We start from the raw sequence: 23,426 nt of genomic DNA, 5'->3' as shown, positions 1-23,426 counted from the left end.
CATCACCTCAACTCTGTCGGTACAAAGGCGTCAACCAATCCTATCACAAAAGCAGCAATCAACGAACCAACTATTGTTGCGTGAATGGTAGGAACAATAAACTGAGAAACGTATATCACTACCGCCGCAACAATAAATCCTACAAAGCCACGGCTTCTCGGTGAAATATCTTTCCCTAATATTAATTCTACAATATAGCCTAACAAAGCTATTACCACCGCTGAAATAAGAGCTCCCCAAAATCCTGCGACGCTAAACCCTGGAACAAGATATCCTACCACTAACAGCACAATAGCTGACACAATAAAGCGAATAACTGTTTGTAACATTAAATCACCTCCTTTAATTATGATGAACAAATTGACAAATTTTATACCTCTGTGGTAAAGTAAAAAGTGTATTAATCCTTGAAAAACTATTTCTTTCGTGGTAAAATTAAATTCGATTGAGGAGGTGAAGCTTTTGGCAAACACAAAATCTGCAAAGAAGAGGATTTCTGTTATCGCAAAAAGGACTTTACGCAATAAAATGATAAAATCAAGAGTTAAAACATTTATTAAAAAGTTTAACGAAAGTTTAGCTACAGGAGATATAGAAACAATAAAAGAAAAATTAAGACTTGCTGTCAAAGAATTGGACAAAGCTGCCACAAAAGGAGTTCTCCACAAAAACACAGTGGCAAGAAAAAAGTCCAGACTTTATGCAAAATTTAACAATCTTTTAAAATCAGCAGCAAGTAATGAATAAAGCGTACCTTAAAAGTACGCTTTTTATCATTTGCACAATTTTTTTACAAGCCCCTCCAATGCCAAACTACTATCTGCTCCTGATTTCAATGCAATATCACATTTCAAACACTCTTTATAAGCTCTTTCCAACTCTTCTTTTTTAAAAAGTCTACTCTGTCTCATTAACTCTTCTACTGCAAAGTATGGTACTCCTAAAGAAGATGCAATAGTCTTTTTATCGCCAAATTTACCTTCAAAGCTTTTTATCTTAGTAATCAACCTCATTTGTCTTACAATCATCGACAATATAATAAGGGGTACTTCTCCTTTTTCTAAAAGGGTGTGTAAAACTTTATAAGCCTCTTTTTCTTTTTTCATTCCTATAGCATTGACAAGATTAAAAATGTTTTGTTGCAGGTTTATAGTAAGAACCTCTTTCATCTTTTCCATTTCTATTTCTTCACTGTCAGAATAGGAAACTAATTTATGTATTTCATTTACAATTGCGTATAAATCCGTTCCAACGCTCTTCACAATATATTCCACATCAGATTTTTTTACTTTTTTGCCACTCTTTTTTAAAAAATAGCCGGCGTAATTTACTGCCTCTTCAAAAGAAAGTCTTTGAAAATAAACTATTTTACCTATTTTTTCAATAAACTTATAAAGCTTTTTCCTTAAATCTATTTTTTCTCCTCCTATAATTACTAGTACAATGCTGCTTTGAGGAGAAGTAACTTTTTCTTCTAGATAGTTCGTAAGTCTTTTTAACTCTTTATCCCCTAGCTTAGAAAGCTGTTCCTCTTCATTTTTTACTACTACTAATTTGTAATCAGAAAATAAAGGTAATGTCTCACAATTTTCGATAATAGCTTCCATACATTCTTCTGGACTATCTTTTTCAATAACCACATAGTTCATATCCATAGTCTCAGGCATTAATATTTTTGCTTTTATCCTTTTTAAAGCATCTAACAATAAAAACCTCTCTTCTCCATAAAAAAGATATACATTGTCAATCTTATCTTTTTTTAAACTCTCCACTAACTCTTTATAATTCATTATTTCACTCCTTGAGAAAAGTAGTTATATAAGCCCTTTCTCCATTTGTTTTTACGATAATTGCTCCATTTTTATCCGTCCTATATACCTTCGCCTTCTCTTGAAGATATTTTAGCACTCTCTCATCAGGTAGTCCATAACTGTTTTTACCTACTTGGACAATACATACTTTCGGATTGGCTTTTTCAATGAATTCTTGTGTAGAAGAAGTATTTGACCCGTGGTGAGCCACCTTTAAAATATCAGTCGTTATGTCTAAATTTTTCAAAACCTCTTCTGCAGGCTTTTCTATATCACCTGTAAATAAAAATTCCATCTTCTTGTACTTCATCTTAAAAACAAGTGCATTGTTATTTATAGGATTTTCCTCTATTAAATTTTGAGGGTCAGGGTGTAAAACGTATATTTCAATATTATCTATTTCAACCTTATCTCCTTTTTTCAGAAAAATAACAGGGATGTTTTTCTCTTTTGCAACCTTAATCATCTTTTTAAAATTCTCATCAGTAACTTTTTGGACTCCAATAAAAACTTTATCTACCTTTATCTGCTGCAAAACAGTAATTATTCCACCGATATGGTCAATATCTGTATGAGATATAAATACTCCATCAAGCTTCATAACACCTTTGTAATACAAAAATGGAAGTACTAGATCTTCTCCAACATCAAAAGAAGAAGTCGCAAATAAAGGTTTGCCTCCTCCATCTATTAAAAAAGTTTTGCCGTGGGGTGTCCTGACAAACGTGCTGTCCCCTTGTCCTACATCCAGGAAAGTCACTTCTAAATCTTTAGGCAATAGATAATTATAAAAGAAAATTGCTATAACAAAAGTCAAGGCGATTGCAATAGAAATCTTTTTAGTTTTTTTATCAAAACTGCTAAGTAGGACTGTTAAAATTCCATAATACAAAACAATCACATACAAAGGCGGAACAATAGTATTTATACTGGCATAAGGAAAGCTATTGAACAGTTTCGTTATGTACAAAATAGCTTCTACTACAGGTATATTTATATAATTTATAAAATAGGACAAGGGAGGAAAAATCAGCCCTATCATAGCCGATAAAAATCCCCAAACAACTGCTATATTCGCCAATGGCACTATTACAATGTTGGACAAAAGCGAAATTATGGATATATAATGATAATAATACATGGTAAAGGGGATTGTGCCAATTTGAGCAGAAAGAGTTAAAGCGACTAAATCTCGTATTTTGGGATTTAGCATTGATAATTTTTCTCGTATCGGCTTATAGAAATACAAAATGGCTAAAGTGGCAACAAATGAAAGTTGAAAACCTACATCCCACAGCATCAAAGGGTTAAATATTAATATCACAAAAGCCGCAAAAGACAAAGAATTTATAGAATTATGTTTTTTGCCATAAGTAGTGCCAATTAAAGCGATAGAAGCCATAAGAGCTGCCCTTATAACTGGCGGATTTGCTCCTGTTAAAATTGCATAGAAGGTCAATACAATTATAATGATAGGAACTTTGTACCTTCTAATGTTAAAAAGACTTAACATATAAAGTATAAAACCTGTTATAATTGCTACGTGCATTCCTGATACGGAAATAATATGTGAAATACCTGCTGTCCTAAATTGTCCCAAAGTCTCATCGTCAACAAGTTTATCTCCTAAAAAAATCGATATAACAAACTTAGCATCTCTTTCGGGCATTGAATTTATATAATTAACTTCTGTTTTTTGCTTTGCAGCATATATAACCTTCTCAATAAAATTTAAATTGCCTTTGCCCACAATGTCAACGGCATACCCCTGCACTCTCATAACTGCATAAATTCCTTTTTTCTTTAAAAAGAGCTTGTAGTCAAAGCCTCCTGGATTTGTAGCTTTTTGGGGAATTGAAATTATCCCTCTTATACTTATAATATCTCCCTCTGAAGGATATTTGCCCCCATATTGAGTAACCAATACTTTAGGTAATTTAGGCGGTTTAACTATGTATTTAGCATATCCCTCATATTCTTTTACCTCGTACACCTTGCCATTTATAGTTATAAATTTATCTTCAAACTTTAGATAAGGATTGGGAGAATTAAAAGCATTGCCACTTAAAATTGCACCTACAAAAATAAAAGAAATTAAAAGAAGTAAACTGACATTTTTATTTTTCAAATACCGCCACAAAGAAATAGCCACTGAAATTGCTAATAAAAGCAAAAAAGCAAAAGGATGAAAAACATATCTTCCAATTATTACTCCTAAAGAAAGAGCTACAGTAAGATATAAAAATGGAAATTCCATTTTATATCACATAAACTTCAAAATCTCTTGCAATTTCTGTATTTCCAAAGACTTTAATTGCTTCATCATAATAATCCTTGATAGAAATAAGCGGTGACAAATGAGTCAAAACTAATCTTTTGCACTCGGCTTTCTTAGCAATTTCAGCAGCTTCCGCAGCAGTTAAGTGTGGTCCTTGCATTCCTGTCAAGAAATTTCCATCACATAGGAATAAATCAGCTTTATTTGCAAAAGATATTAAATCTTCATTATAGGTGGTATCACCACTATATACAAAGATTTTTTCTCCCTTTTTCATCTTCACAGCATAAGTCTCTACAGGATGCGTCATCTTTTTAAAAGAAATCTCTATTCCCTCTAAATTTAAAGTAGCCTCTTCATTTATAATGTGTAAATTAAAAACATCTTTAAACTTAAAATCTTCAAAAACATTTTCTGGTGTTTGTGGACAATATACATTCACAGGTTCAGTTATCATGCCTCTTGACTCCATAATATCAAGAGCATATCTTAAAACCATCATGTCTGCCACATGATCAGAGTGCAAATGAGACAAAATTATGTATTTTAATTTATTTAACTCGTAATACCTTTGGTATCTGCTTATTACTCCACTGCCACAGTCCAGTAAAATATGAGTATTTTCCTCTTCTACTAAATATCCGGAAGTAGCCCCATAAGGCCCAGGGAAAGGCCCATGACACCCTAACACTGTGACTTTCATAAATTTTTGCCTCCCTCCTTAAAGCTACAGACAAATTCATATAAATCTTTGTAACTACCCTTTTGTGTCACTACTATATCTTTTGAATTTCTATTTATCATATAGTCCTCAATCAAAAAGTCTTCATACCCAACTTAAAAGCTATCAAGTCCTCTTCCACATCATTTCCCACCATATAACAATTTTCCGGCTTTTTATTTATAACTTTTAATATCTCTTCATAGTATTGTATATGGGGCTTACAAAAATGCATATTTTCATAAGTAGTTATAAAATCAAAATAGCTTTCATTAAGGCCTGCCCATCTAAGCCTCTCTAAAATTGCAATTCTTGGAAATACAGGATTGGTTGCTAAAACAAGTGTATAGCCTTTTTCTTTCAAAATTTCTAAGGATTTCTTGACGTATTCATTGGCCTTAATATTTTTTCCTAACTCTTTGTAATCATTTAAATAAAAGTCTTCAAAAAGTACATCCAATTCCTCTTTTGGATAGTTGACTTTTTTAAAAAAGAATCAAAAAATGCTTCTTCATTAGTTTTGTTTGGATCTAAATTATTTATCATGTCCATACTGGCACTATAAAGACTTTTAAATAAAAAATGGGGGTCAAATAGAGAAGAAAGCTTTTTTGTGAGACTTAAAAAATACTCATCCAACATCTTGTCCGTATCAACAGGAAGTAAGGTACCGTCCAAGTCAAATAGAAATGTATCAATCATTCTCATCACCTCAATTTCTCTTTCCTATATAATGATATATTTTTACATAAAAAAAAGCAAGGTTTAAAAAACCCTGCTACACTTTGTTAAATAGTTCCAATCGAGATATCAAACGTATCAAAATATACCCTATTATTATACTTGCAAAACCTTGCACTAAATTACTTGGCACATCAACTAAGGAAGCCTTAAAACCGTACATGATTCCTCCTGCTATATAGTATCCTAACACCATCCATAAAGCTCCTATTATAAAAGATACAACTTTTAAATATTCCTTAGTATATTTTTTATACATAAGTCCAACAATCAACCCTTCTATCCCTTTAATTATAAAGGTCCATGGAGACCAATATGCATAACCTGATAATAAGTCCGCAAGAGCAGAACCAATGCCTCCAGTTACAAATCCCATTGCAGGGCCAAATAAAGCAGAACTTAAGAATATAAAAGAATCGCCTACGTTTATATAGCCTTTTGTAGCCGGAGTGGGTATCTGAATTACCATAGTACCAATAGTAACCAATGCCATCATAAAAGCCCCATATACTATTTTTTTAACATTGTTTTGTTCCATATTTCCACCTCCAATAAATGTATGTAGGATAGTTATATTATAACATACAATTGTAATGGTGCAATCATAACAATATAATAACAAAAAAAGAAAAGCCCTTGTTTCTTAAAAGGCTTTAGATATAGTTTCCAACTGTGGAATACCTATCTTTTTTGGTAATTATATATGAAACAATCAAATCATCCAGTTTACGACTTATATCAAGCACTTTTTCATAGTCAATCTCTTCCTTAGTAACGAGGTTATCCAGTTCTTTCCTCAAAACACTTATCTGTCTTTCTAATGCTTCATTACTTTTCATTTTGTTTACCCCTTTTTTGAGAGTTCGTATATACAATTTTACCATCATAATACAAAAATTACAATAGGCTTTATTAAGAAACAACCCTTAATTTATCTACTATATTAACCAATTTCTTATAAATTTCTACAATTTCTCGTCCACACTCTACTTTCCAATCATTTTCTCCCTCATTTACCTGTCCAGCTTCATTAGTTAGTATCCTATTCAAGATATCGTCACTTTTTATTTTTTCCTTAATACTCTCCATGCTTCGTTTTAATTCTTCATCTACTTTTTTTACTACACCCATCTCCCTACTCTCCCCATTTTAAATATTTATTATAATATATTCTATATATGTTATAAATTTCCTGCTAAAATTTTAAAAATTTTTATCTCTTATTTATTTCGTCTATAACAATACTCAGCGCCTTGTCCATTGCTAATTCTAATCTGTCTGGGGAGACTCCGCCTTGACACATATAAGCGTTTCCTCCACCTTTTCCGTCAAAAACCCTCAATACCTCTTTAAAAAATCCATTCACCACAATGTCTACATCGCCAGACCTTGAAACCACTAAATCTCCTGTTTCTCCTCTTTTATTCCCAAGTATAGCTATACATTTGTCATTAGAAACTATGTATTTAGCTAATATTTTTATCTCTTCTGTCGTTCTATTTTCATAAAGCTTGTATACTATGTGTATACCTCCATGCAACTCTGAACTTTTTATCAGGTTTCTAGACTCTTCTAACAATATGTTTTCTTTCAAAATATTAACTTCTTTTTTAACCTCTTTATTCTCTTCAAGTAACTTTAACACATGTTCTAAAATATTCTCTTCTTGTTCGGAAAGAAGATGACAAAGAGCATTCACATAATTATTTTTTATGTGATAATCATAAAGTGCTCTAAATCCAGCTACAAATTCCAACCTTATGCCTTTATTCGTTTTCTCCCACTTCTTTATTTTTACAATTCCTATTTCTCCTGTAGTCTTAACATGAGTGCCCCCACAAGGAGAATAATCTATCCCTTCTATTTCTACTATTCTTATATTTTCACTGATTTGTGGTTGCTTTCTAAGGGGCAGCTTTTTTAACATTTCTTCATCTGCAAAATAAGTTTTAACAGGTATATTTTTATAAACAAAGCTATTAACTTCTTTCTCCACTTCAAAAGCCTCTTCTTCGTTAAAAGTATCTTTTGTTATAGTTATGTGGGAAGATTTATCCCCAATAGAAAAACTTTGCGTATGAGCTCCATATTTTTTCTCCAAAACGGCTGATAAAAGATGTTGTCCGGTGTGCTGTTGCATATGGTCAAATCTTCTCTCCCAATCAACTTGGCAATGAACTTTTATACCCTCAGGGCATTTATCTGCAAGGTGGTATACTGTATCATTTTCCTCGTATATTTTGTAAACTTTAATACCATCAATTAGGCCCGTATCACTTGGTTGACCTCCACCTTCAGGATAAAAATAAGTTTTATCTAATACTAGTTCCCATTTGTTATTTATTTTTCTTTTATCTATGATATTAGCATCAAATTCAGTAATATAACTATCCTCATAAAAAAGCTTTTCAGTCATAAAAATCATCCCTTCTTTATAAGAATTGCATGGAAGTCATCCATGCAATTCTTATTCATAAACTTTTGTTCCTAAAACAGGAGTAAGTTTTCTAAACTCTTCTATTATCTTTTTCGTTATGGGACCAGGTTTTCCATCTCCTATTACCCTATGATCTACTTCTACCACTGGTATTGCTTCAGCAGCTGTACCTGTCAAGAAACATTCATCTGCAGTATACACGTTAAACAAGGAAAAATACCTTTCTTCAAAAGGGATTCCTAATTGCTTTGCTATATCAATTACAGTAGCCCTTGTAATTCCTCCTAATGCTCCTACTGTCGAAGGAGGAGAATACAAGGTGCCATTTGAAACTATAAAAATATTGTCACCAGTACATTCAGCTACATATCCTTCTTGGTTTAGTATAAGAGCTTCAGGATACCCTGCTTTTACTGCTTCAATTTTTGCAAGAATATTGTTTAAATAATTTAATGACTTTATCTGGGGATCTAAAGCCTGAATAGAATTTCTTCTATAAGTAGAAGTAATAATTTTTAAACCGTTTTGATACATAGATTCAGGATACAAAGTAATCTTATCAGCAATTATAACAACAGTAGGTTTAGGACATTTATATGGGTCAAGGCCTAAATCACCTTTTCCTCTCGATACTACAAGCCTTATATAAGCATCCCTTAAATTATTAACTCTTACCGTTTCAACAACTTTTTCTTTCATTTCCTCCATCGTCATAGGAATGTCGAGAAGAAGCGCTTTTGCCATACTATAAAGCCTTTTTAAGTGCTCATCAAGTTTGAATATAACTCCATCATAAGCCCTTATGCCCTCAAAAATACCGTCCCCATAAAGATAGCCATGATCAAAAACCGAGACTGATGCTTTCTCACTGTCTACAAATTCTCCATTTACATATACTAACCCCATACTTATGACTCCTCCTTTGCTTCAAATTAATTTAGCAAAATTTTATCACTTTAAAAGAGTTTAGTCAATGTAATATAAAAAGCAAAAAGCACAAAAAGCCCCTCAAAGGAGGCTTTTTGTTTTTTAGTTATTCAGCTTTTATAGCACCTGTTGGACACACAGCTTCACAAGCACCACAGTCAATACAAGTATCAGGGTCAATCTCGTATTTTCCATCCCCTTCATGGATAGCATCTACCGGGCATTCTGCTGCACAAGCCCCGCAGCTTATACATTCATCAGTAATGTAATGTGCCATTATTTTCCCCTCCCTGTATACAGTATGTAGCTCCACAAAAATTATAAATTATTTATACAGAATTGTAAATAATCAAATCAAACTTTAAGAATTAACTAAAATTTTAAAAAATATAAGGGGTATTGTCAAATTATAAAACCTATGTTATAATTACTTTCGTCGAGGCGGTGCCGAATGGTGTAATGGTAGCACAGGTGACTCTGGATCATCTAGTCTAGGTTCGAATCCTAGTTCGGCAGCCATTTTGGCCCCATCGTCTAGCGGCCTAGGACATCGCCCTCTCACGGCGAAGACAGGGGTTCGAGTCCCCTTGGGGCTACCAATTGTAAAATGAGAAAAAGGCATCCGATGGATGCCTTTTATATTTTGGCTCTTTGTCAATAGTTGGGGTGGGTATTTTTTCTGAATGCCCACCTATAAATCTTATCACATAATATGGTAATATTTGTAAATTGTTAGTTGTGATAAGAGATATAGCTAGAAGTATGGGTGGATATTTATCTATGCCTTTTCATCAAGGCTCTATAATATCCTTGAATATCCTTTATCACTAAAAATAGTATTAAGTTAGAACATTAAGCATTACAATATAATATTCTCTTTCTAAATCGATGAAAATTTCTATAGCCATATGCAAGCCTTTTTAGCACCTTAATTTTATTATTGTAACCTTCTGTTACAGAATTAGTATATGGTATATCAAAGGCATTTGTTATTTCTTCAAACCAACGGTTAAATACTTGCACACATCTTTTAAATTCATCAATTTTGCTTTCTTTAGCTAACTGTATCCATCTTTTTAATTCTATTTTTGCTTCCTTTGAATTTTTGCATTTTAATACTTTATCATTAAATTCTTCTTTTAAAAGGTATGCTATTCTTAAGTCGTCGCTGTACCAGAACATTACTTCCAATTCTTCTTTTTGTTCTGTTGTTAAAGTATCATATTTTGCAAGAAGAAGCTTACGGCTTCTTTTGAAATATTTTCTTTTATTGTCTGGTAGCTCTTTTTGTATTCTCTTTCTTACATTTTCTATCGCCCAATATATGTACCTTGTAAAATGAAATTTGTCTATTGCTATTTTAGCTCCTTTGAAATATGTTTTTACTGTATCTGAAAAAGGCCTCCACATGTCTATAATAACCCACTTTACTTTATTCCTGTCTTTAAATCTTTTGAAATATTCACTTAGATTCTCTTGTTTTCTGTCTTTTAAAATATCTAATATTTTTCTTTCTTTTGGGTCTACAATAATGCAATGATATTTCCTGCCTCCAGAGTTCCCTTTGAATTCGTCTATACTGATAATTTCCGGTAATGTTTTATAATCAGGTTCTACTCCTATTGTGTCTAAAAGTCTCATCACAGTCGTAATTGATACCCCTGTAACTTCAGATATATCTTTCATGCTTTGTTGTTTTTTTAGTTGTTGTAGTATGTAAATAGATAATCTGTTGGTCATTCTATGGTAACGTGGTAAATAGTCTACATGTTCATAGAATTTCTTGCCACAGTGTTTACAAACGTATCTCCTCTTTTTTAGTACTATCACTGTTGGTTTCCCGAATAGCGGTACATCTTTTATTCTTTGTACTCTATAATCATGAATCTTAGATGTTATTTCCCCGCACCTTGGACAAATATGTGGTTTCTGTTTCATCTTAATATGAAGCTCTATCCTGTTGTCATTCTCTACAACACCTTCCAAAATTGTATCTTCAGATTTTAAGAAATTTGTGATATAATTACCTTGCACTTATTCTGATGCCTCCTTTTGTTGGGTTATTTTAACCACTTCTATTATAGCAGGCATTCAGAATAAGTGCTCTCTTTTTATAGATTTCTTTTTCCCCACCCCAACATTTATTATAGAACCTATATTTTTAATATGGCTTTTATTGCTAAACCTCCAAAAAGAGCCATAAGCATACTTAACATTGTCCCTATTAAATAGTATTCTGCAAAGTCTTTATTATCTAACTCTTTATACCTCGCGATAGATTTAGCTGCAATCACAAAACTGGCTGCTGCCATTTGATTGACAGCAATTAACGTAACCATCAAAGTCCGCTCTAGCATACCGATCATTTTCCCTGAAGAAGTTATTTCTACTTTAGAAACACGAATATTTGGACTTAAAAGTACATATTTTATGAAAATTGCTCCTCCAAAAATGACATAAATATAAATACATAGTACAGCAAATGTCTTAGAATAAATTTCCGGAGGAAGAAAATAAAAAACATCAACAAGTTTTAAAGAAATAAAATAGATAGTAAGAAAATGAAGGGTTTGATCTACTATAAATGAATAAACATTGTCTGTCTTTACAATTTTGTATTTCAAGTAATCAATTATGATATGAATAAAAGATAAAAGCACTAAAGTCAAAATTGCCTTAAAATTAAAAAAAGGTAAAAACAATAGATTTAACACAAGCACTATTAAAAAATGTTTTATAAATCCCTGAATTAATCCCTTACTTTTCTTAAGCACAATAGAATCTGTCTGAAATAGGAAGTCACTCAAACCGTGAGACAAAAAAAGTAATGTTAAAACAAAATTATTACTATTCATTTGTATTGCCCTCCAATACAAATTTCAATAACCGGACAATGGCTTTCTCTCCTTTTACAACAGCCTGCCATCTAGCTGCATAACACCTTTTTGCTACATTTTGTGGCATTACTTTTAATATTTGGGCAGCTTTTTTGTAGGTTCCATTTTTTTCATAAGTCATAACTGCTTCCCATTGAGCTCTCGTCCACTTAGATTGTAAAGCGTCCAACAGAGTAAATAAAGCATTAGCAGCTTCTTCTATCAGCAAATCTCCAGTTTTCACTATTGTAATAGCATTTTTATCACATAAAGACAAAGCCTCTCTTGCCCTATAAAAAGCCTCTCCATCCATTTCCCAAGAATTTTCCTCTATATCTGTGGAAATAGCTCCTACACCAATTCCAATGCGCAAACCTGCTGGTAAAAAGTTATACCTAAGACTCCTAACAACTGCTGGTAAAAAATCTACCTGTTTTACAACTCCTTGTATTTCATCCCCTCTCATGAGTGAAAATTTTACAAGCAGACAATCTTCACAAGCTTTATTTACTTCTTCTACTGCCTTTACAAAATTTTCTCTTTTAATCCCCTTTGCTAACAGTTCTCTTGAACCAATTATGTCTCCTGTTATCACTATATACACACGATATCACCCTTTCATGGGTTAAAATAATAGTATCACCCTTATAAGGGTAATACTATTATCATAGTAGTAAAAATTGTGCACTATGTCAATATTTTTGTTATTTCTTCATCTTTTCAATAAAATCCATGGCTTTTTCGATTCTTTCGATAGTTCTTTCTTTTCCCAAAAGTTCCATTATGTCAAATAGTCCTGGCCCAAAAGTCCTCCCTGAAATAGCTAATCTCGTGGGATGAAAAAGTTCACCACTGGATATTTGTAATTCCTCCACAAGTTTGCGATAGGCTTCCTCAGTCGTAAATTTATCAAAAGGCTCCAGTTCTTTTAAAGTCACCGCTGCTTTTTTTAGAATATCCACAACTTTTTCTTTAGTAAAATACTTTTTGACCCCTTTTTCCTCATATTCGTTAACTTCTGTAAAATAATAACTCATGGCATCAGCTATATCCACAAGAGTTTTTTCCCTTTCTCTTACTGCACTTACTATTTTTTTGATATAGTCATAATCGAAATCCTCCCTAATTAAGTTTTTAGCTTTCAGAAATGGGATAACTGCTTCAGTTAATTTATCTAGATCATAATTCCTTATGTAATGGCCGTTTATCCAAGTCAGCTTTTGTACATCGTAAACAGCTGGATTTTTTGATACCCTTTCTAAAGTAAATTCTTTTATGCTTTTTGACACATCAAAAATTTCTTCTCCATCTTTTGGCATCCATCCCAGCAAGGTTATATAATTTACAATTGCTTCAGGAAGATACCCCTGGTCTCTAAACTCTTGCACAGAAGTCGCTCCATGTCTTTTACTAAGTTTGCTCCTATCAGGAGCTAAAACCATAGACACATGGGCAAATTGAGGAATTTCTACGCCTAAAGCCTCATAAATTAATATTTGCTTTGGAGTATTTGACAAATGTTCCTCTGCCCGTATGACATGAGTTATTCCCATTTGGTAATCATCCACCACAGTAGCAAAATTATAAGTAGGCATATTGTCTGATTTCATAATTATAAAGTCATCAAAGGTGGAATTATCAAACTCTACATCCCCTCTTATTACGTCGTGAACTACTGTCTTCCCTTGTTGAGGCACTTTTAATCTTATTACAGGTTTTCTCCCTTGCCTTAAATACTCCTCTATTTGCTCTTTGGTCAAATTTCTGCATTTTCCAGTATACATTGGAGGCCTACCTTCTTTTTCTGCCTGTTTTCTCATTTCTTCTAACTCTTCTTTTGTGCAAAAACAGTAGTAAGCCTTTCTTTCCTCTAATAATTTATTTGCAAATTTTCTATATTCTTCTAACCTTTGCGATTGGTAAATAGGTCCCTCATCCCAATCAATACCTAACCATCTAAGTCCATCAAGTATTCCTTTCATAGATTCTTCTGTAGACCTTTGTAGGTCAGTGTCGTCCACCCTTAAAATAAATTTTCCTCCATTGTGCCTTGCAAAAAGCCAATTAAAGAGGGCAGTCCTGGCACCACCTATATGTAAACTCCCTGTAGGACTTGGAGCAAATCTTACTCTTACTTCACTCATCTTCTCACCTCTTCATAAGTTTAAACTATTTTGATTATACTTTAATTGAAGTGTTTTTTCAACAAAGAAGTATTTCAGCAAAAATTTGTGGTATAATCATACTATAAACTTAAAAAAAGGAGCTGTTAAAATGAAAGATATTGCTATAAACCTTTTAGAAGAAAGAGGAGTTACTTTAGAAGATATGGCAGTATTAGTATTAGACTTGCAAAAAAAGTATTATGATGATTTAACAATAGAGGAGTGCATAGAAAATTTACATCATGTACTTGAGAAAAGAGAAGTTCAAAATGCAATCTTGACAGGAATCGCTTTAGACAAATTAGCAGAAAAAGACCTACTAGAAGAACCTCTTTTGTCCATTTTAAAAAGAGATGAACCCTTATACGGCATTGACGAAATTTTAGCCTTAAGCATTACAAATGTTTATGGTTCTATAGGTCTTACTAATTTTGGATATCTTGATAAAATAAAACCCGGCATAATAGGAAAACTTAATGAAAATAAAGAAAAAAGTGTAATACTTTTATTGATGACTTAGTAGCTGCAATAATCGCCGCGGCTTGTGCCAGAATTGCCCATTCTAAAAAGAAGTTTTATAAAAAACTATTTTTCTAAAGTAAACTTTACATAGCCTTCTTCTGCCTCCACCTTTTTTAATTTAAATCCTTCAACAGGAATTTTAATGTTTATAGTCGTGTCATAGCCATAAAGAATTTTTTGAAGCAACTGGCCACCAATTTTTATATCCCCTATATTTAGAGAATTTATTAACAATTTAATTTTGTTATCTTCTATTGCAAAATTGCCTTTTAAAGTGTATGAATCATCATCTTTTATTTCAAAACCTTCTTTACTAAAAGATACTGTTAGATCTTCTAACTTATCACTATAAGAGCGTATCATCTTTGTTACATCAACATCAGTAAAAGAAGCTGATAAGTTAAAAAAGGAAAAACTCAAATCCTTATACTCCAAAGTATCCCATGAAAATTGAGAAAGGTGGCTTAATAAATAATCTAAAGAAGGAAACATTTTGCCCAAATTATCAGCCATTGCAAATATCTTTTGATAATCTGCAATTTTCTTTTTTATTTCTTCTAACATTTGGCTTTTAGCTAACCTTAACTCATCTATTTTTTTTAGCAATTCTATTTGTTCTTTTTGTTTTTCTATAAGCTGCAATCTTTGAGATGTTAATCTATTTTCCTCTTCTCTTTTATATTTTACAAGCTTATTTAAATTTTCTAGTTTATTGTAAAAATAATTGGTTACAATGTCTATGTAAATAAGCCTATGCAATAATTCACTGGAATTTTGTGACATAAGTAGAAGTGATAATATAGCATTTGTTCCATCCATATACAAAAACCTAAACCAAGCCTTTACTATCTCTTTTTCCTTTTCTATGTCTTTATCTACCATTTGTATTTCTTTAGATTTTTCCTGAATAGCTACAGTTAAATTTTCAATCTCTATTGCTAAATCTTCCAAAGACTTTTGAGTTTTAAGCCTTTCTACCTCAAGATTTAATAGCTCTAATACAAGTTTTTGTTCCTCCTCCTTCGCCTTATCAAAATCCGAAGAAGTATCACTTTGCGCTGGTACTAGTATAAAATTAAATAAAAATATACTCCCAATTATAATAGCTATCAACTTTTTCATAAAACCCCTCATTTAATATAGCATTTTTTGTTCTACATGGAACTATTTAACATCAGCTAGTCCACAATAATCTTGTCTTTTATCTGTTCAAACATTTTAGGACCTATTCTAGGAACATTCATTATGTCTTCAATTTTTTTAAAAGAGCCTTTACTTTCTCTAAATTCAATTATCCTTTCAGCCGTCACAGGTCCTATTCCTGGCAAAGTTTGCAATTCTTCTTTAGTCGCAGTATTTATATTTATTTTTTCGCTTTTTTGTCTTGTACTAGTAGGAGAAATATTATTTGTTTCACCCTTTTTTGGAACTCTTATCATTTGTTCATCCTTAACTTTTTGCGCGAGATTTATATTTGTGAGGTCTGCTTCTTGCAAAGGTCCTCCTGCTTTATTTATAGCATCTATAATCCTTTCTCCTTCTTTCATAGTGTAGACTCCTGGATTTTTTACTAATCCTGTTACATATACTTTTATTTCCAAAGGCTTTTCTTTGTTCTCTTCACTCTCTACAATTCTTTCCACTGGCACACTCTCATTGCTTGCATTGACGACAAATTCATTTTTTAATTTATAATTTTTGTAAATTACATATCCTGAAAATGCCAATATAAAGCATAATATAGCAACTATAGCATATTGCTGTTTTTTTGAAAAATAAGGCATACTAACACCTCTTTTTACAGCTTCCTTTATTTATTTCTACATGAATTAAAAAATTCCTTTTTATTTTTCACATTTTTTTGGTATACTTTAGGTATGAGCATAAATTGGAGGCATGGCAATGAAAAAGATAATAGCTTGTTTACTTACACTCTTTATTTTAGTAGCTCAAATAACTCCTATATACGCTAACGTACCGCCACCGCCCGAAATCGTAGGCCCAACTGCAGTTTTAATGGATTTTACAACAGGTCAAGTATTGTATGACAAAATTATGCACAAAAGAATGTACCCCGCAAGCACAACTAAAATTCTTACTGCAATTATTGCTATAGAAAAGGGAAACTTAAACGATATTGTAACTGCAAGCGATAATGTTACAAAAATAGATGGAAATTCCATATTTCTTTCTCCTGGTGAACAACTTACGTTAGAGCAATTACTTTATGCGCTTTTGTTAGAATCTGCCAATGATGCAGCAATAGCAATTGCTGAACACATTGGTGGAAGCATAGAAAACTTTGCTAAAATGATGAATGAAAAAGCTAAAGAAATTGGAGCTTATGATAGCCATTTTGTAAATCCAAATGGTCTTCCTGATGAAAATCATTATTCGACCCCTTATGATATGGCATTAATAGCAAGGTATGCAATGCAAAATCCTGAATTTAGAAAAATAGTAACTACAATACATTATCAAATTCCCCCTACTAATAAGTTTGATAAAGTAAGAGACCTATGGTTAAGCAACCGCTTAATTAAACCTTCAAGTTTTCACTATGAAGGCGCCGATGGAGTAAAAACAGGATACACGGTTGCAGCAGGTCAAGTTTTAGTAGCTTCTGCAACAAGAGACGGCCACAGACTTATATCCGTCATAATGGGAGACCAAGGAACAAATATCTGGACAGATACTATAAAGCTTTTAGACTACGGATTTCAAAACTTTACTTTAGTGAAAAAAACAGAAAAAGGTGAGGTAGTAACTTATATCGACTTGGGAAAATCTCACTTTAAACTTCCTCTTATTGCAAAAGAAGACTTTTACTATGAAGTCCCTAAAGGGCAAGAAAATTCTATAGAAACTCAAATAATACTAAATAAAAACATAAAAGCGCCAATAAATAAAGGAGATACATTAGGATACATTAAATACACTTTAAATGAAAAGGAAATAGGCACAAATCCTCTTATTGCAACCGAATCTGTTTATAAAAACTTTTGGGGAAATTATTATATGGATGTACAATCTTCTGGGGTAAAAAATACAATGTATACTAACCCTGTAAGATTCATTACTGGAACAACAATTTTAGGAATAGCTTTTATCCTTTGGAGAAGACGGAAAATTAGAAATAGAAAGAAATATATTTTCTCAAAATATTGATTTAAAAAAAGGGCAGAATGCCCTCTTTTTATGCATATATTTGGTTGTCATTGAGACTTCTACTTCTTCCCATGTCCTTTATAAAAGAATCAACATTAAAAAATCTTTTTAAAATTTTAAAATAATACAACTCTTCTTTAGACTTTATTTCAAAACCGTTAGGTAGGAATCTATTTTTTATATACTCTGCATCACTAATTTCTGATTCGGCTATTTTATTTAATATTTCAGATGTACCAGTTCCTATTGCAAATTTTTCTTTTCTTCTCCATACAATTGATTCTGGTAAATAATTTTCTGCAAGCTTTCTAAGTATCCACTTTTCGGTTTTTTCTCGGCCGTTAATTTTAAATGACGGTGTTATTTTAAATGCGTACCGTAACACTTCTATATCTAAAAACGGTACACGTCCCTCAATGGAATGTGCCATTGTCATTCTGTCAACTCTTTGAAGATTTGTATTATGCAAATTTCGAGTTATATATTTTAATTCGGATTGTAATTTCCAAGGATTTGTATAATTTTTGAGGTAATGGTATCCGCTAAACAACTCATCAGCACCTTCTCCCGAAAGAATAACTTTTACGTAATTGCTTGCAAGTTTTGATACAAAATATGTTGCAACAGCACTTCTGACTAAGGCTGGATCACAGGATTCAAGATGATATATAACTTTGGGTAAAACTTTTTTTATGTCCTCCTCTGTATAAATAAATTCATGGTGAATCGTACCTACATAATCAGCAACAACTCTTGCATTCTTTAAGTCATTACTTCCTTCGACACCTACTGCAAATGAGTGAAGGGGATTTTTGTATTTTACTGCTATTGCTGCTATAAGGCTGCTATCCAATCCGCCACTTAAAAATACTCCAACAGGCACATCAGCAATCAACCTTTTTCTTACCGAATCCTCTAATCTAAGCCTTAATCCATTAATAATATTATCAACATCTGCAAAATACATCGGATCCTGTGGAATTGAATAATATCTCTCAAATCCGTTTTCAGTTGTATAAATATATCCATTAGGAAATTCATTTATATCATCAGTTACTTCCTGAAGTGCTTTAATCTCCGAAGCAAAGGCAAAATAACCTTCTTTTGTTTTACCATAATACAATGGCTTTATTCCTAACGGATCGCGAGCAATAAATATGGTCTTTTTTTAGAGTCATAAATAACTAAAGCAAACATTCCATCAATATAGTTAACACAATTTTTACCTAGTTCTTCATACAAATGAATTATTACTTCGCTATCAGTATCTGTGGAAAAAATATGGTTTTTTAACTCTTTACGCAATAATTGGTAATTGTAAATTTCTCCATTATAAATAAGCCAATACCTGCCATCTTCGTTTTTTATAGGTTGGCGTCCATGATAAAGGTCAATTATCGTCAACCTATTATGGCCTAATGTAATATTTTCGTCTGCAAAAATACCTGACTCATCCGGGCCACGATGTCGTATTTTATCAAGCATCCTTTGTACTTTGCTCTTATCACCAGTTCCTATAATTCCTGCCAATCCACACATTTGATTATCATTCCTCCCCTTCATATATATTTAAAGAAAATTGAATAAGGAACGTAAGAATAGATCTTACGTTCCTAAATTTTATACTGTTATAACTAATCTTTCATATTCACGTAAAATCTTTTCTACCCTTTCTTGTTCAGGTATTATTCTATGCTTCTCATAGTCATAAGCATAACATGCACCATCTATTACTTTGGTCTGCAATTCTCCTTTTGCATACTTGTTACCCTTGAGATGTGGTGCATCTAATAGACCAATCTTTATCGCCAATGCTAATACGTCTGGATCAGAAAGTGGATCAGGACTGTGAGGCGCTAAACTCTTTATCGCTTCCAATAAAATCCTTGTCTCTTTCTTTAACTGTTCTTTTCTTTGAATTACTTCTTTATCCTGAGTCAAATCAGGCATTCCAAACATAGAGTTTTTTATCACGGCTTTTACTATTTTAACGCTTTCAATTATATCTTCCGGAGTTGCAGCATGATGAGCTTCACAGTAGCCTACCACATGATAGATATGAGGCTTTATAGCCATGGAGAGATAGGCACTGGAAGCCAATTGTCCTTTAGCTTCTAAAAGGTCGGAAGGGAAACTTGCAAGCCCAGCCCTTGCCTGCCTTATAACTCTGAAATTTTCATCTTGTAATTCTTCTATCAATTCTATCTTAGCTAACATCTTTGCCAAATCCATTTTTGGTGAAATAGAAGCAGGTACATTAAACATAAACTGAGCTACATAGTCTCTTACTCCCATCTTTTTGGCATTATATGCTGCAAGATAAGCCATTGTTACTCCAATTACGTCGTGAGCATCTCTCAAACTCCAATGATGTGCTTCGTTTACTTCTACAGGTACTCCTTTTTCAGCGTGCCATTTCATAAGCTGCTGATTTTCTCTTATGGAAGTATTTACATCCCTTGGTCCTCTGCCGTCCAATACATTATACCAGCAAAGGGGAATCGCTGCCCAAGCGTTATGGATAGTCTCTAGAAGCATCTCTGCCATCTTGAAAACATCATTTGTACCACTGTAACATCTGAGAAGAGGATAGTTACCTCTTTTTGAAGCCTCATATATTCTTATTAAGTCTTCTTTCTTTCTTATAGGAACACCGCCTGCTCCGTCCAAAGATTTGTCATATTTCTTATCAAAGAAGTGCTCTTGAGCATTTTGGTCTGGTGCTATAGAAATTACATCTAAAACTTCTGCTTCTGCTATCTTCTTAACTCCTTCTATAGTGTCCTCCAATGAAGGAAGCCCAAAGTGATGCCTTATTATAGGATAAGGATATTTATCTTCTATTCTTCCAATTAATGTATCAGCAAAAACTCTTTGTCTATGGTTTGAACTTCCTCCTCTTAAGAAATTAATTGTAGCTTCATCGCCATTTTTACCATCAAAAACTGCTGCAAATATTCCTGATTTACGAGCTACTTCTGCAGTAGGCTCTGTCCCTCCAAATACCCATTTTATATGTTGCAAATTATTTACTTCTATTTCCCTCTTGAGTTCTTCTAAAAGTTTTTCAAGAGCTGAAGGAGTTAGTCTAAAGCTTACTCCTACAATCTCCGGCTTATGTTCTTTAACAGCTTCAATCAATTTTTTAATAGGAACTGCAGGACCTAAAAATACAGTCTCATAACCTTGGTGTTCTGCAAATCTCAAAAAGTTATACACACCTGCTACATGGACGCAATTACCTATCGCTGCCGCTACAATTAACTTTTTCATGCTATCGTTACCTCCTTTCTTTTCCCTTCAACCAATTCTATAATTTCTTCAACTGTCATACCTTGTATGCCAAGCTTTTCAGCCGTTCTTCCAACTTTCCAATAATCTTTTCCGTGCATAACTGAAGCAAGATGTATAACAGCATCAATAGTGGGGGTCTTAATGCCTATTTCTTTCCCTATAGAAGACATAGGCACTAAACTCATAGGAACATCTTCAAATATATAACGACAATCTAATGTTTGAGGAGCTAATAAACCAACATAAGCTTTTGTATTTTGAATTGCCTCATATAGATTTTCTCCTTCCGCATTATAACTTTCTTTTAGCCATCTTTTAGCGGAAATAGTATTTACGCCCAGAGCTTTTGCCACCATCATTCTCTCATTATCTATTTTTTCCAATATCTTTGCAACAGAAGGAGAAATGCCTTCCCGATAATATTCAAAATTCCCTTTAGTAGTTTCTATTCTCGCTGCATTCAAAAGAGTAGGGGTGGGATGAAAAACAGCTCCAAAATTGTTAAGACTCGTTTCAAGAACATTTTGCGCCGGAATAAACTGAGAAAATGCAGTATTAAGTGTTTCCACCACTATTTCTGTTTTTTCTTTAGGTATTGCAGCAACAGACACTACTTCTTTTATTTTGTATATTTTAGCTCTTCCCATGGAAGACCTGCAGGCGTATATAAAAGTATCTGTTTCTGCAATAACTACATCTAAATCTTCTCTTTTTCTTGTAACATTATGAAACTCTAAAGCACCACCAGTTCTCCCAGGGTTTAATACAATTATTTGACCATCCCTAAGATATGGCAGCATGTCTTCGGCAATTTTATAATGGGCAGAAGCAGGAACTACAACTAAAACTATATCAACATCTTTAATAGCTTTCTCCATGTCATCAGTTATCACATTTAACTTGCCAAACCCTTCTACTTCTCCTTCTAATTCAATTCCACCTTTTTCTATAATAGGAAGTAATTTTTGATAGGTTCTATTGTACAAATTAACTTTATAGCCTTTTAAAGCGAGATGCCCCGCTATCGCTTGACCCCCATTCCCAGCTCCAATTACTGCAAAAGAGAGTTGTTTCATTTTTACTACCCCCTTTTAAAGAAATGAAAAAGCTATAGAGGGAAATCTATAGCTTTAACCTTCGGTGTCTGTAAAAACCCAAAAAGACACCAATGCTATCATCCTCCTCTTTCAACGCTTACGAGGTTAGCTGACGGGTTCGGGTCGAAAGATAACCCTACCATCTTTTAAAAGATGGATTCACCCCAGAAAGTGGTTCCCCCGCTTCTTTACGAATTCAGCGTTTAGCATTTTATTTAATTTTCAATTTATTTTTATTATATCATAAAATCAAATATTTGTAAAGGAAAACAGACTAATATTTACCAAAATCCTCTCCTACCCTTATTTCATCCAAATAATTATATATAGTATATCTGGAAACACAGAGTATTCTTGCTACGTAATCCACAGCGCCCCTTATTAAGAAAGTCCCTTTTGCATCTAACATTTTCACTATCTGAACCTTTTCTTCTTTTGTCATAAAATTTACAGGTTTACCATAATTCTCTAATGTAGTATTCACAATACTTTCCAAAACATCACTTACACTGCCCGTATAACTTTCTCTATTTTCTTCTGTAGTATCAGCTACTTCACAGAATTCTGATAAGGTATTTTTCACCATAATAAATTCTGAAATATCGATATTGATTGTAAGGCACCCAATGGGCTTGCCATTTTCATCTTTTATAAAAATCGCGGACGACTTCAAAATTTTTCCATCATTGCTCTTGTTTTTATAATTTATTAAATTCTCAATATTATCTGATTTCAATACTTTTAATATAGCCTCAGGCAATGGAGCCCCCACTTCTCTTCCCGTAACATGGGGATTTATGATCGCAATGATAGGATTTTGTGGGGAAGAAAAGTCATGTAATGCCACTTCGCAATTTTTGCCAAATGTATTAGCTATACCTTCTAGTACTGGGATCATGCTTTTTAAGATAGGATGTGTTCCCATTGGCTTTGAATCCCCCTAATCATACAATATTAAATATATGCGGTAGAGAGTAAAAAATGACACAAGAGATAACAGCATTAAAAATTTATTAACGTTATTATACATACCTTAAATGCGGTTGTCAAGCACTATTTCCTTTGCATCTGCCCACAATCTTTCTAAATTATAAAATTCCCTTTCGGGTTGTTGAAATATGTGAACTATTACATCTCCATAATCCATCAAAATCCACTTGCCCCAATTGTAACCCTCAATATGATCAACAAAAACGCCGTCTTCCATAAGTTTTTTTTCAATTTCGTCTGTCAATGCTTTGACGTGAGTATCCGAACTGCCAGTGGCAATAACAAAATAATCTGCGACAATCGTTAAATCTCCTATATACAAGATCTTTATATCATAAGCTTTTTTGTCTTCTAAAACTTTATAAATTTTAGACACCTTATCTTTTCCGTCTATCACTA

At 32.9% G+C, this 23,426-nt stretch carries 22 protein-coding genes, 2 tRNA genes, 3 pseudogenes and 1 riboswitch; of the genes and pseudogenes, 5 read left to right on the top strand and 22 right to left on the bottom strand.

Translation table 11 applies throughout. From position 1 onward, the window contains the following. Positions 1-2 precede the first annotated feature (2 nt). Complete coding sequence (locus OEI98_RS05205) at positions 3-329, bottom strand: phage holin family protein (RefSeq protein WP_003869527.1); 327 nt, start codon at positions 327-329, stop codon at positions 3-5. A gap of 133 nt (positions 330-462) precedes the next feature. Between OEI98_RS05205 and rpsT the strand changes: the two genes are divergently transcribed. Continuing rightward, positions 463-747 (top strand): 30S ribosomal protein S20, encoded by a 285-nt coding sequence (rpsT, locus tag OEI98_RS05200; RefSeq protein ID WP_003869528.1) that lies wholly within the window; start codon positions 463-465, stop codon positions 745-747. 26 nt (positions 748-773) lie between these two features. On the opposite strand, the gene holA is transcribed toward rpsT, so the two are convergent. The 10 genes and pseudogenes from holA to OEI98_RS05145 all read right to left on the bottom strand — a co-directional run bounded on the left by holA (position 774) and on the right by OEI98_RS05145 (position 9,192). Next, entirely contained in the window at positions 774-1,790 is a 1,017-nt protein-coding gene (holA, locus tag OEI98_RS05195) for a DNA polymerase III subunit delta (RefSeq protein WP_003869529.1), read from the bottom strand. 4 nt (positions 1,791-1,794) lie between these two features. Continuing rightward, positions 1,795-4,068, bottom strand: coding sequence for a DNA internalization-related competence protein ComEC/Rec2 (locus tag OEI98_RS05190; RefSeq protein WP_266040003.1), 2,274 nt, complete (start codon positions 4,066-4,068; stop codon positions 1,795-1,797). Between the two features lies 1 nt (position 4,069). Then, positions 4,070-4,792 (bottom strand): MBL fold metallo-hydrolase, encoded by a 723-nt coding sequence (locus OEI98_RS05185; protein ID WP_003869531.1) that lies wholly within the window; start codon positions 4,790-4,792, stop codon positions 4,070-4,072. Beyond that, a pseudogene (locus tag OEI98_RS15035) lies at positions 4,789-5,512 on the bottom strand (HAD family hydrolase). Before OEI98_RS15035 ends, OEI98_RS05185 begins: the two are co-directional and overlap by 4 nt. A gap of 76 nt (positions 5,513-5,588) precedes the next feature. After that, positions 5,589-6,089 carry an ECF transporter S component gene (locus tag OEI98_RS05170; RefSeq protein ID WP_266039995.1) on the bottom strand — a complete coding sequence of 167 codons (501 nt, stop codon included), beginning with the start codon at positions 6,087-6,089 and terminating at the stop codon, positions 5,589-5,591. Positions 6,090-6,204: 115 nt separating this feature from the next. Then, complete coding sequence (locus tag OEI98_RS05165; protein ID WP_039929424.1) at positions 6,205-6,390, bottom strand: aspartyl-phosphate phosphatase Spo0E family protein; 186 nt, start codon at positions 6,388-6,390, stop codon at positions 6,205-6,207. A 73-nt stretch (positions 6,391-6,463) separates the two neighbouring features. Then, on the bottom strand, positions 6,464-6,682 hold the full coding sequence (locus tag OEI98_RS05160) for a hypothetical protein (protein WP_004405182.1): 219 nt from the start codon (positions 6,680-6,682) through the stop codon (positions 6,464-6,466). Positions 6,683-6,764: 82 nt separating this feature from the next. Then, a complete protein-coding gene (locus OEI98_RS05155) occupies positions 6,765-7,967 on the bottom strand; it encodes an alanyl-tRNA editing protein (RefSeq protein WP_266039988.1) in 1,203 nt (400 codons plus the stop codon). 51 nt (positions 7,968-8,018) lie between these two features. Then, complete coding sequence (gene ilvE, locus OEI98_RS05150; protein WP_003869537.1) at positions 8,019-8,894, bottom strand: branched-chain-amino-acid transaminase; 876 nt, start codon at positions 8,892-8,894, stop codon at positions 8,019-8,021. A 127-nt stretch (positions 8,895-9,021) separates the two neighbouring features. Next, positions 9,022-9,192 carry a DUF362 domain-containing protein gene (locus OEI98_RS05145; RefSeq protein WP_003869538.1) on the bottom strand — a complete coding sequence of 57 codons (171 nt, stop codon included), beginning with the start codon at positions 9,190-9,192 and terminating at the stop codon, positions 9,022-9,024. Positions 9,193-9,360: 168 nt separating this feature from the next. Between OEI98_RS05145 and OEI98_RS05140 the strand changes: the two genes are divergently transcribed. Both OEI98_RS05140 and OEI98_RS05135 read left to right on the top strand, forming a co-directional pair. After that, positions 9,361-9,434: transfer RNA gene (locus OEI98_RS05140), tRNA-Gln, on the top strand. Positions 9,435-9,438: 4 nt separating this feature from the next. Beyond that, positions 9,439-9,514: transfer RNA gene (locus OEI98_RS05135), tRNA-Glu, on the top strand. 253 nt (positions 9,515-9,767) lie between these two features. Here OEI98_RS05135 and OEI98_RS05130 read toward each other — a convergent pair. The 4 genes from OEI98_RS05130 to gltX all read right to left on the bottom strand — a co-directional run bounded on the left by OEI98_RS05130 (position 9,768) and on the right by gltX (position 13,935). Then, positions 9,768-10,949: an ISL3 family transposase gene (locus OEI98_RS05130; protein ID WP_012269583.1), complete on the bottom strand. Its 1,182-nt coding sequence runs from the start codon at positions 10,947-10,949 to the stop codon at positions 9,768-9,770. A 119-nt stretch (positions 10,950-11,068) separates the two neighbouring features. Continuing rightward, positions 11,069-11,770 (bottom strand): DUF3307 domain-containing protein, encoded by a 702-nt coding sequence (locus OEI98_RS05125; protein WP_266039982.1) that lies wholly within the window; start codon positions 11,768-11,770, stop codon positions 11,069-11,071. Continuing rightward, the gene (locus tag OEI98_RS05120; protein WP_266039980.1) at positions 11,763-12,395 is read right to left on the bottom strand and encodes a SatD family protein; all 633 of its coding nucleotides are present in this window, start codon (positions 12,393-12,395) and stop codon (positions 11,763-11,765) included. The genes OEI98_RS05125 and OEI98_RS05120 overlap by 8 nt, the downstream gene beginning before the upstream one ends. 100 nt (positions 12,396-12,495) lie before the next feature. Next, positions 12,496-13,935, bottom strand: a complete 1,440-nt coding sequence (gene gltX / locus OEI98_RS05115) for a glutamate--tRNA ligase (RefSeq protein WP_266039978.1) — start codon at positions 13,933-13,935, stop codon at positions 12,496-12,498. 130 nt (positions 13,936-14,065) lie between these two features. On the opposite strand from gltX, the pseudogene OEI98_RS05110 reads away from it, so the two are divergent. After that, positions 14,066-14,553, top strand: a pseudogene (locus OEI98_RS05110) (phosphatidylglycerophosphatase A). Here OEI98_RS05110 and OEI98_RS05105 read toward each other — a convergent pair. Both OEI98_RS05105 and OEI98_RS05100 read right to left on the bottom strand, forming a co-directional pair. Further along, positions 14,542-15,600 carry a coiled-coil domain-containing protein gene (locus tag OEI98_RS05105; RefSeq protein ID WP_266039974.1) on the bottom strand — a complete coding sequence of 353 codons (1,059 nt, stop codon included), beginning with the start codon at positions 15,598-15,600 and terminating at the stop codon, positions 14,542-14,544. The pseudogene OEI98_RS05110 and the gene OEI98_RS05105 overlap by 12 nt on opposite strands. A gap of 56 nt (positions 15,601-15,656) precedes the next feature. Further along, entirely contained in the window at positions 15,657-16,262 is a 606-nt protein-coding gene (locus tag OEI98_RS05100; protein WP_266039972.1) for a helix-hairpin-helix domain-containing protein, read from the bottom strand. Positions 16,263-16,380: 118 nt separating this feature from the next. Here OEI98_RS05100 and OEI98_RS05095 point away from each other — a divergent pair, with 118 nt between their 5' ends. Next, positions 16,381-17,646, top strand: coding sequence for a D-alanyl-D-alanine carboxypeptidase family protein (locus OEI98_RS05095; protein ID WP_266039970.1), 1,266 nt, complete (start codon positions 16,381-16,383; stop codon positions 17,644-17,646). Positions 17,647-17,674: 28 nt separating this feature from the next. On the opposite strand, the pseudogene asnB reads toward OEI98_RS05095, so the two are convergent. From asnB to rsfS, 5 genes and pseudogenes are all read right to left on the bottom strand, one after another. After that, a pseudogene (gene asnB, locus OEI98_RS15030) lies at positions 17,675-19,185 on the bottom strand (asparagine synthase B). A gap of 81 nt (positions 19,186-19,266) precedes the next feature. Continuing rightward, positions 19,267-20,919 (bottom strand): cobalamin-dependent protein, encoded by a 1,653-nt coding sequence (locus OEI98_RS05080; RefSeq protein ID WP_266039968.1) that lies wholly within the window; start codon positions 20,917-20,919, stop codon positions 19,267-19,269. Beyond that, positions 20,916-22,016, bottom strand: coding sequence for an NAD/NADP-dependent octopine/nopaline dehydrogenase family protein (locus tag OEI98_RS05075; RefSeq protein WP_003869546.1), 1,101 nt, complete (start codon positions 22,014-22,016; stop codon positions 20,916-20,918). The genes OEI98_RS05080 and OEI98_RS05075 overlap by 4 nt, the downstream gene beginning before the upstream one ends. Before the next feature lie 101 nt (positions 22,017-22,117). Beyond that, positions 22,118-22,249, bottom strand: a riboswitch (cyclic di-AMP (ydaO/yuaA leader). A gap of 62 nt (positions 22,250-22,311) precedes the next feature. Next, positions 22,312-22,962, bottom strand: a complete 651-nt coding sequence (locus OEI98_RS05070) for a helix-turn-helix transcriptional regulator (protein WP_266039966.1) — start codon at positions 22,960-22,962, stop codon at positions 22,312-22,314. Positions 22,963-23,070: 108 nt separating this feature from the next. Continuing rightward, complete coding sequence (rsfS, locus tag OEI98_RS05065) at positions 23,071-23,424, bottom strand: ribosome silencing factor (protein ID WP_003869548.1); 354 nt, start codon at positions 23,422-23,424, stop codon at positions 23,071-23,073. Positions 23,425-23,426 lie beyond the last annotated feature (2 nt).

Source organism: Thermoanaerobacter sp. RKWS2 (assembly GCF_026240795.1).
Lineage (GTDB): Bacteria > Bacillota > Thermoanaerobacteria > Thermoanaerobacterales > Thermoanaerobacteraceae > Thermoanaerobacter > Thermoanaerobacter ethanolicus.
Note: the sequence above shows the minus strand (reverse complement) of the source record. Positions and strands in the feature narration are given on the sequence as shown.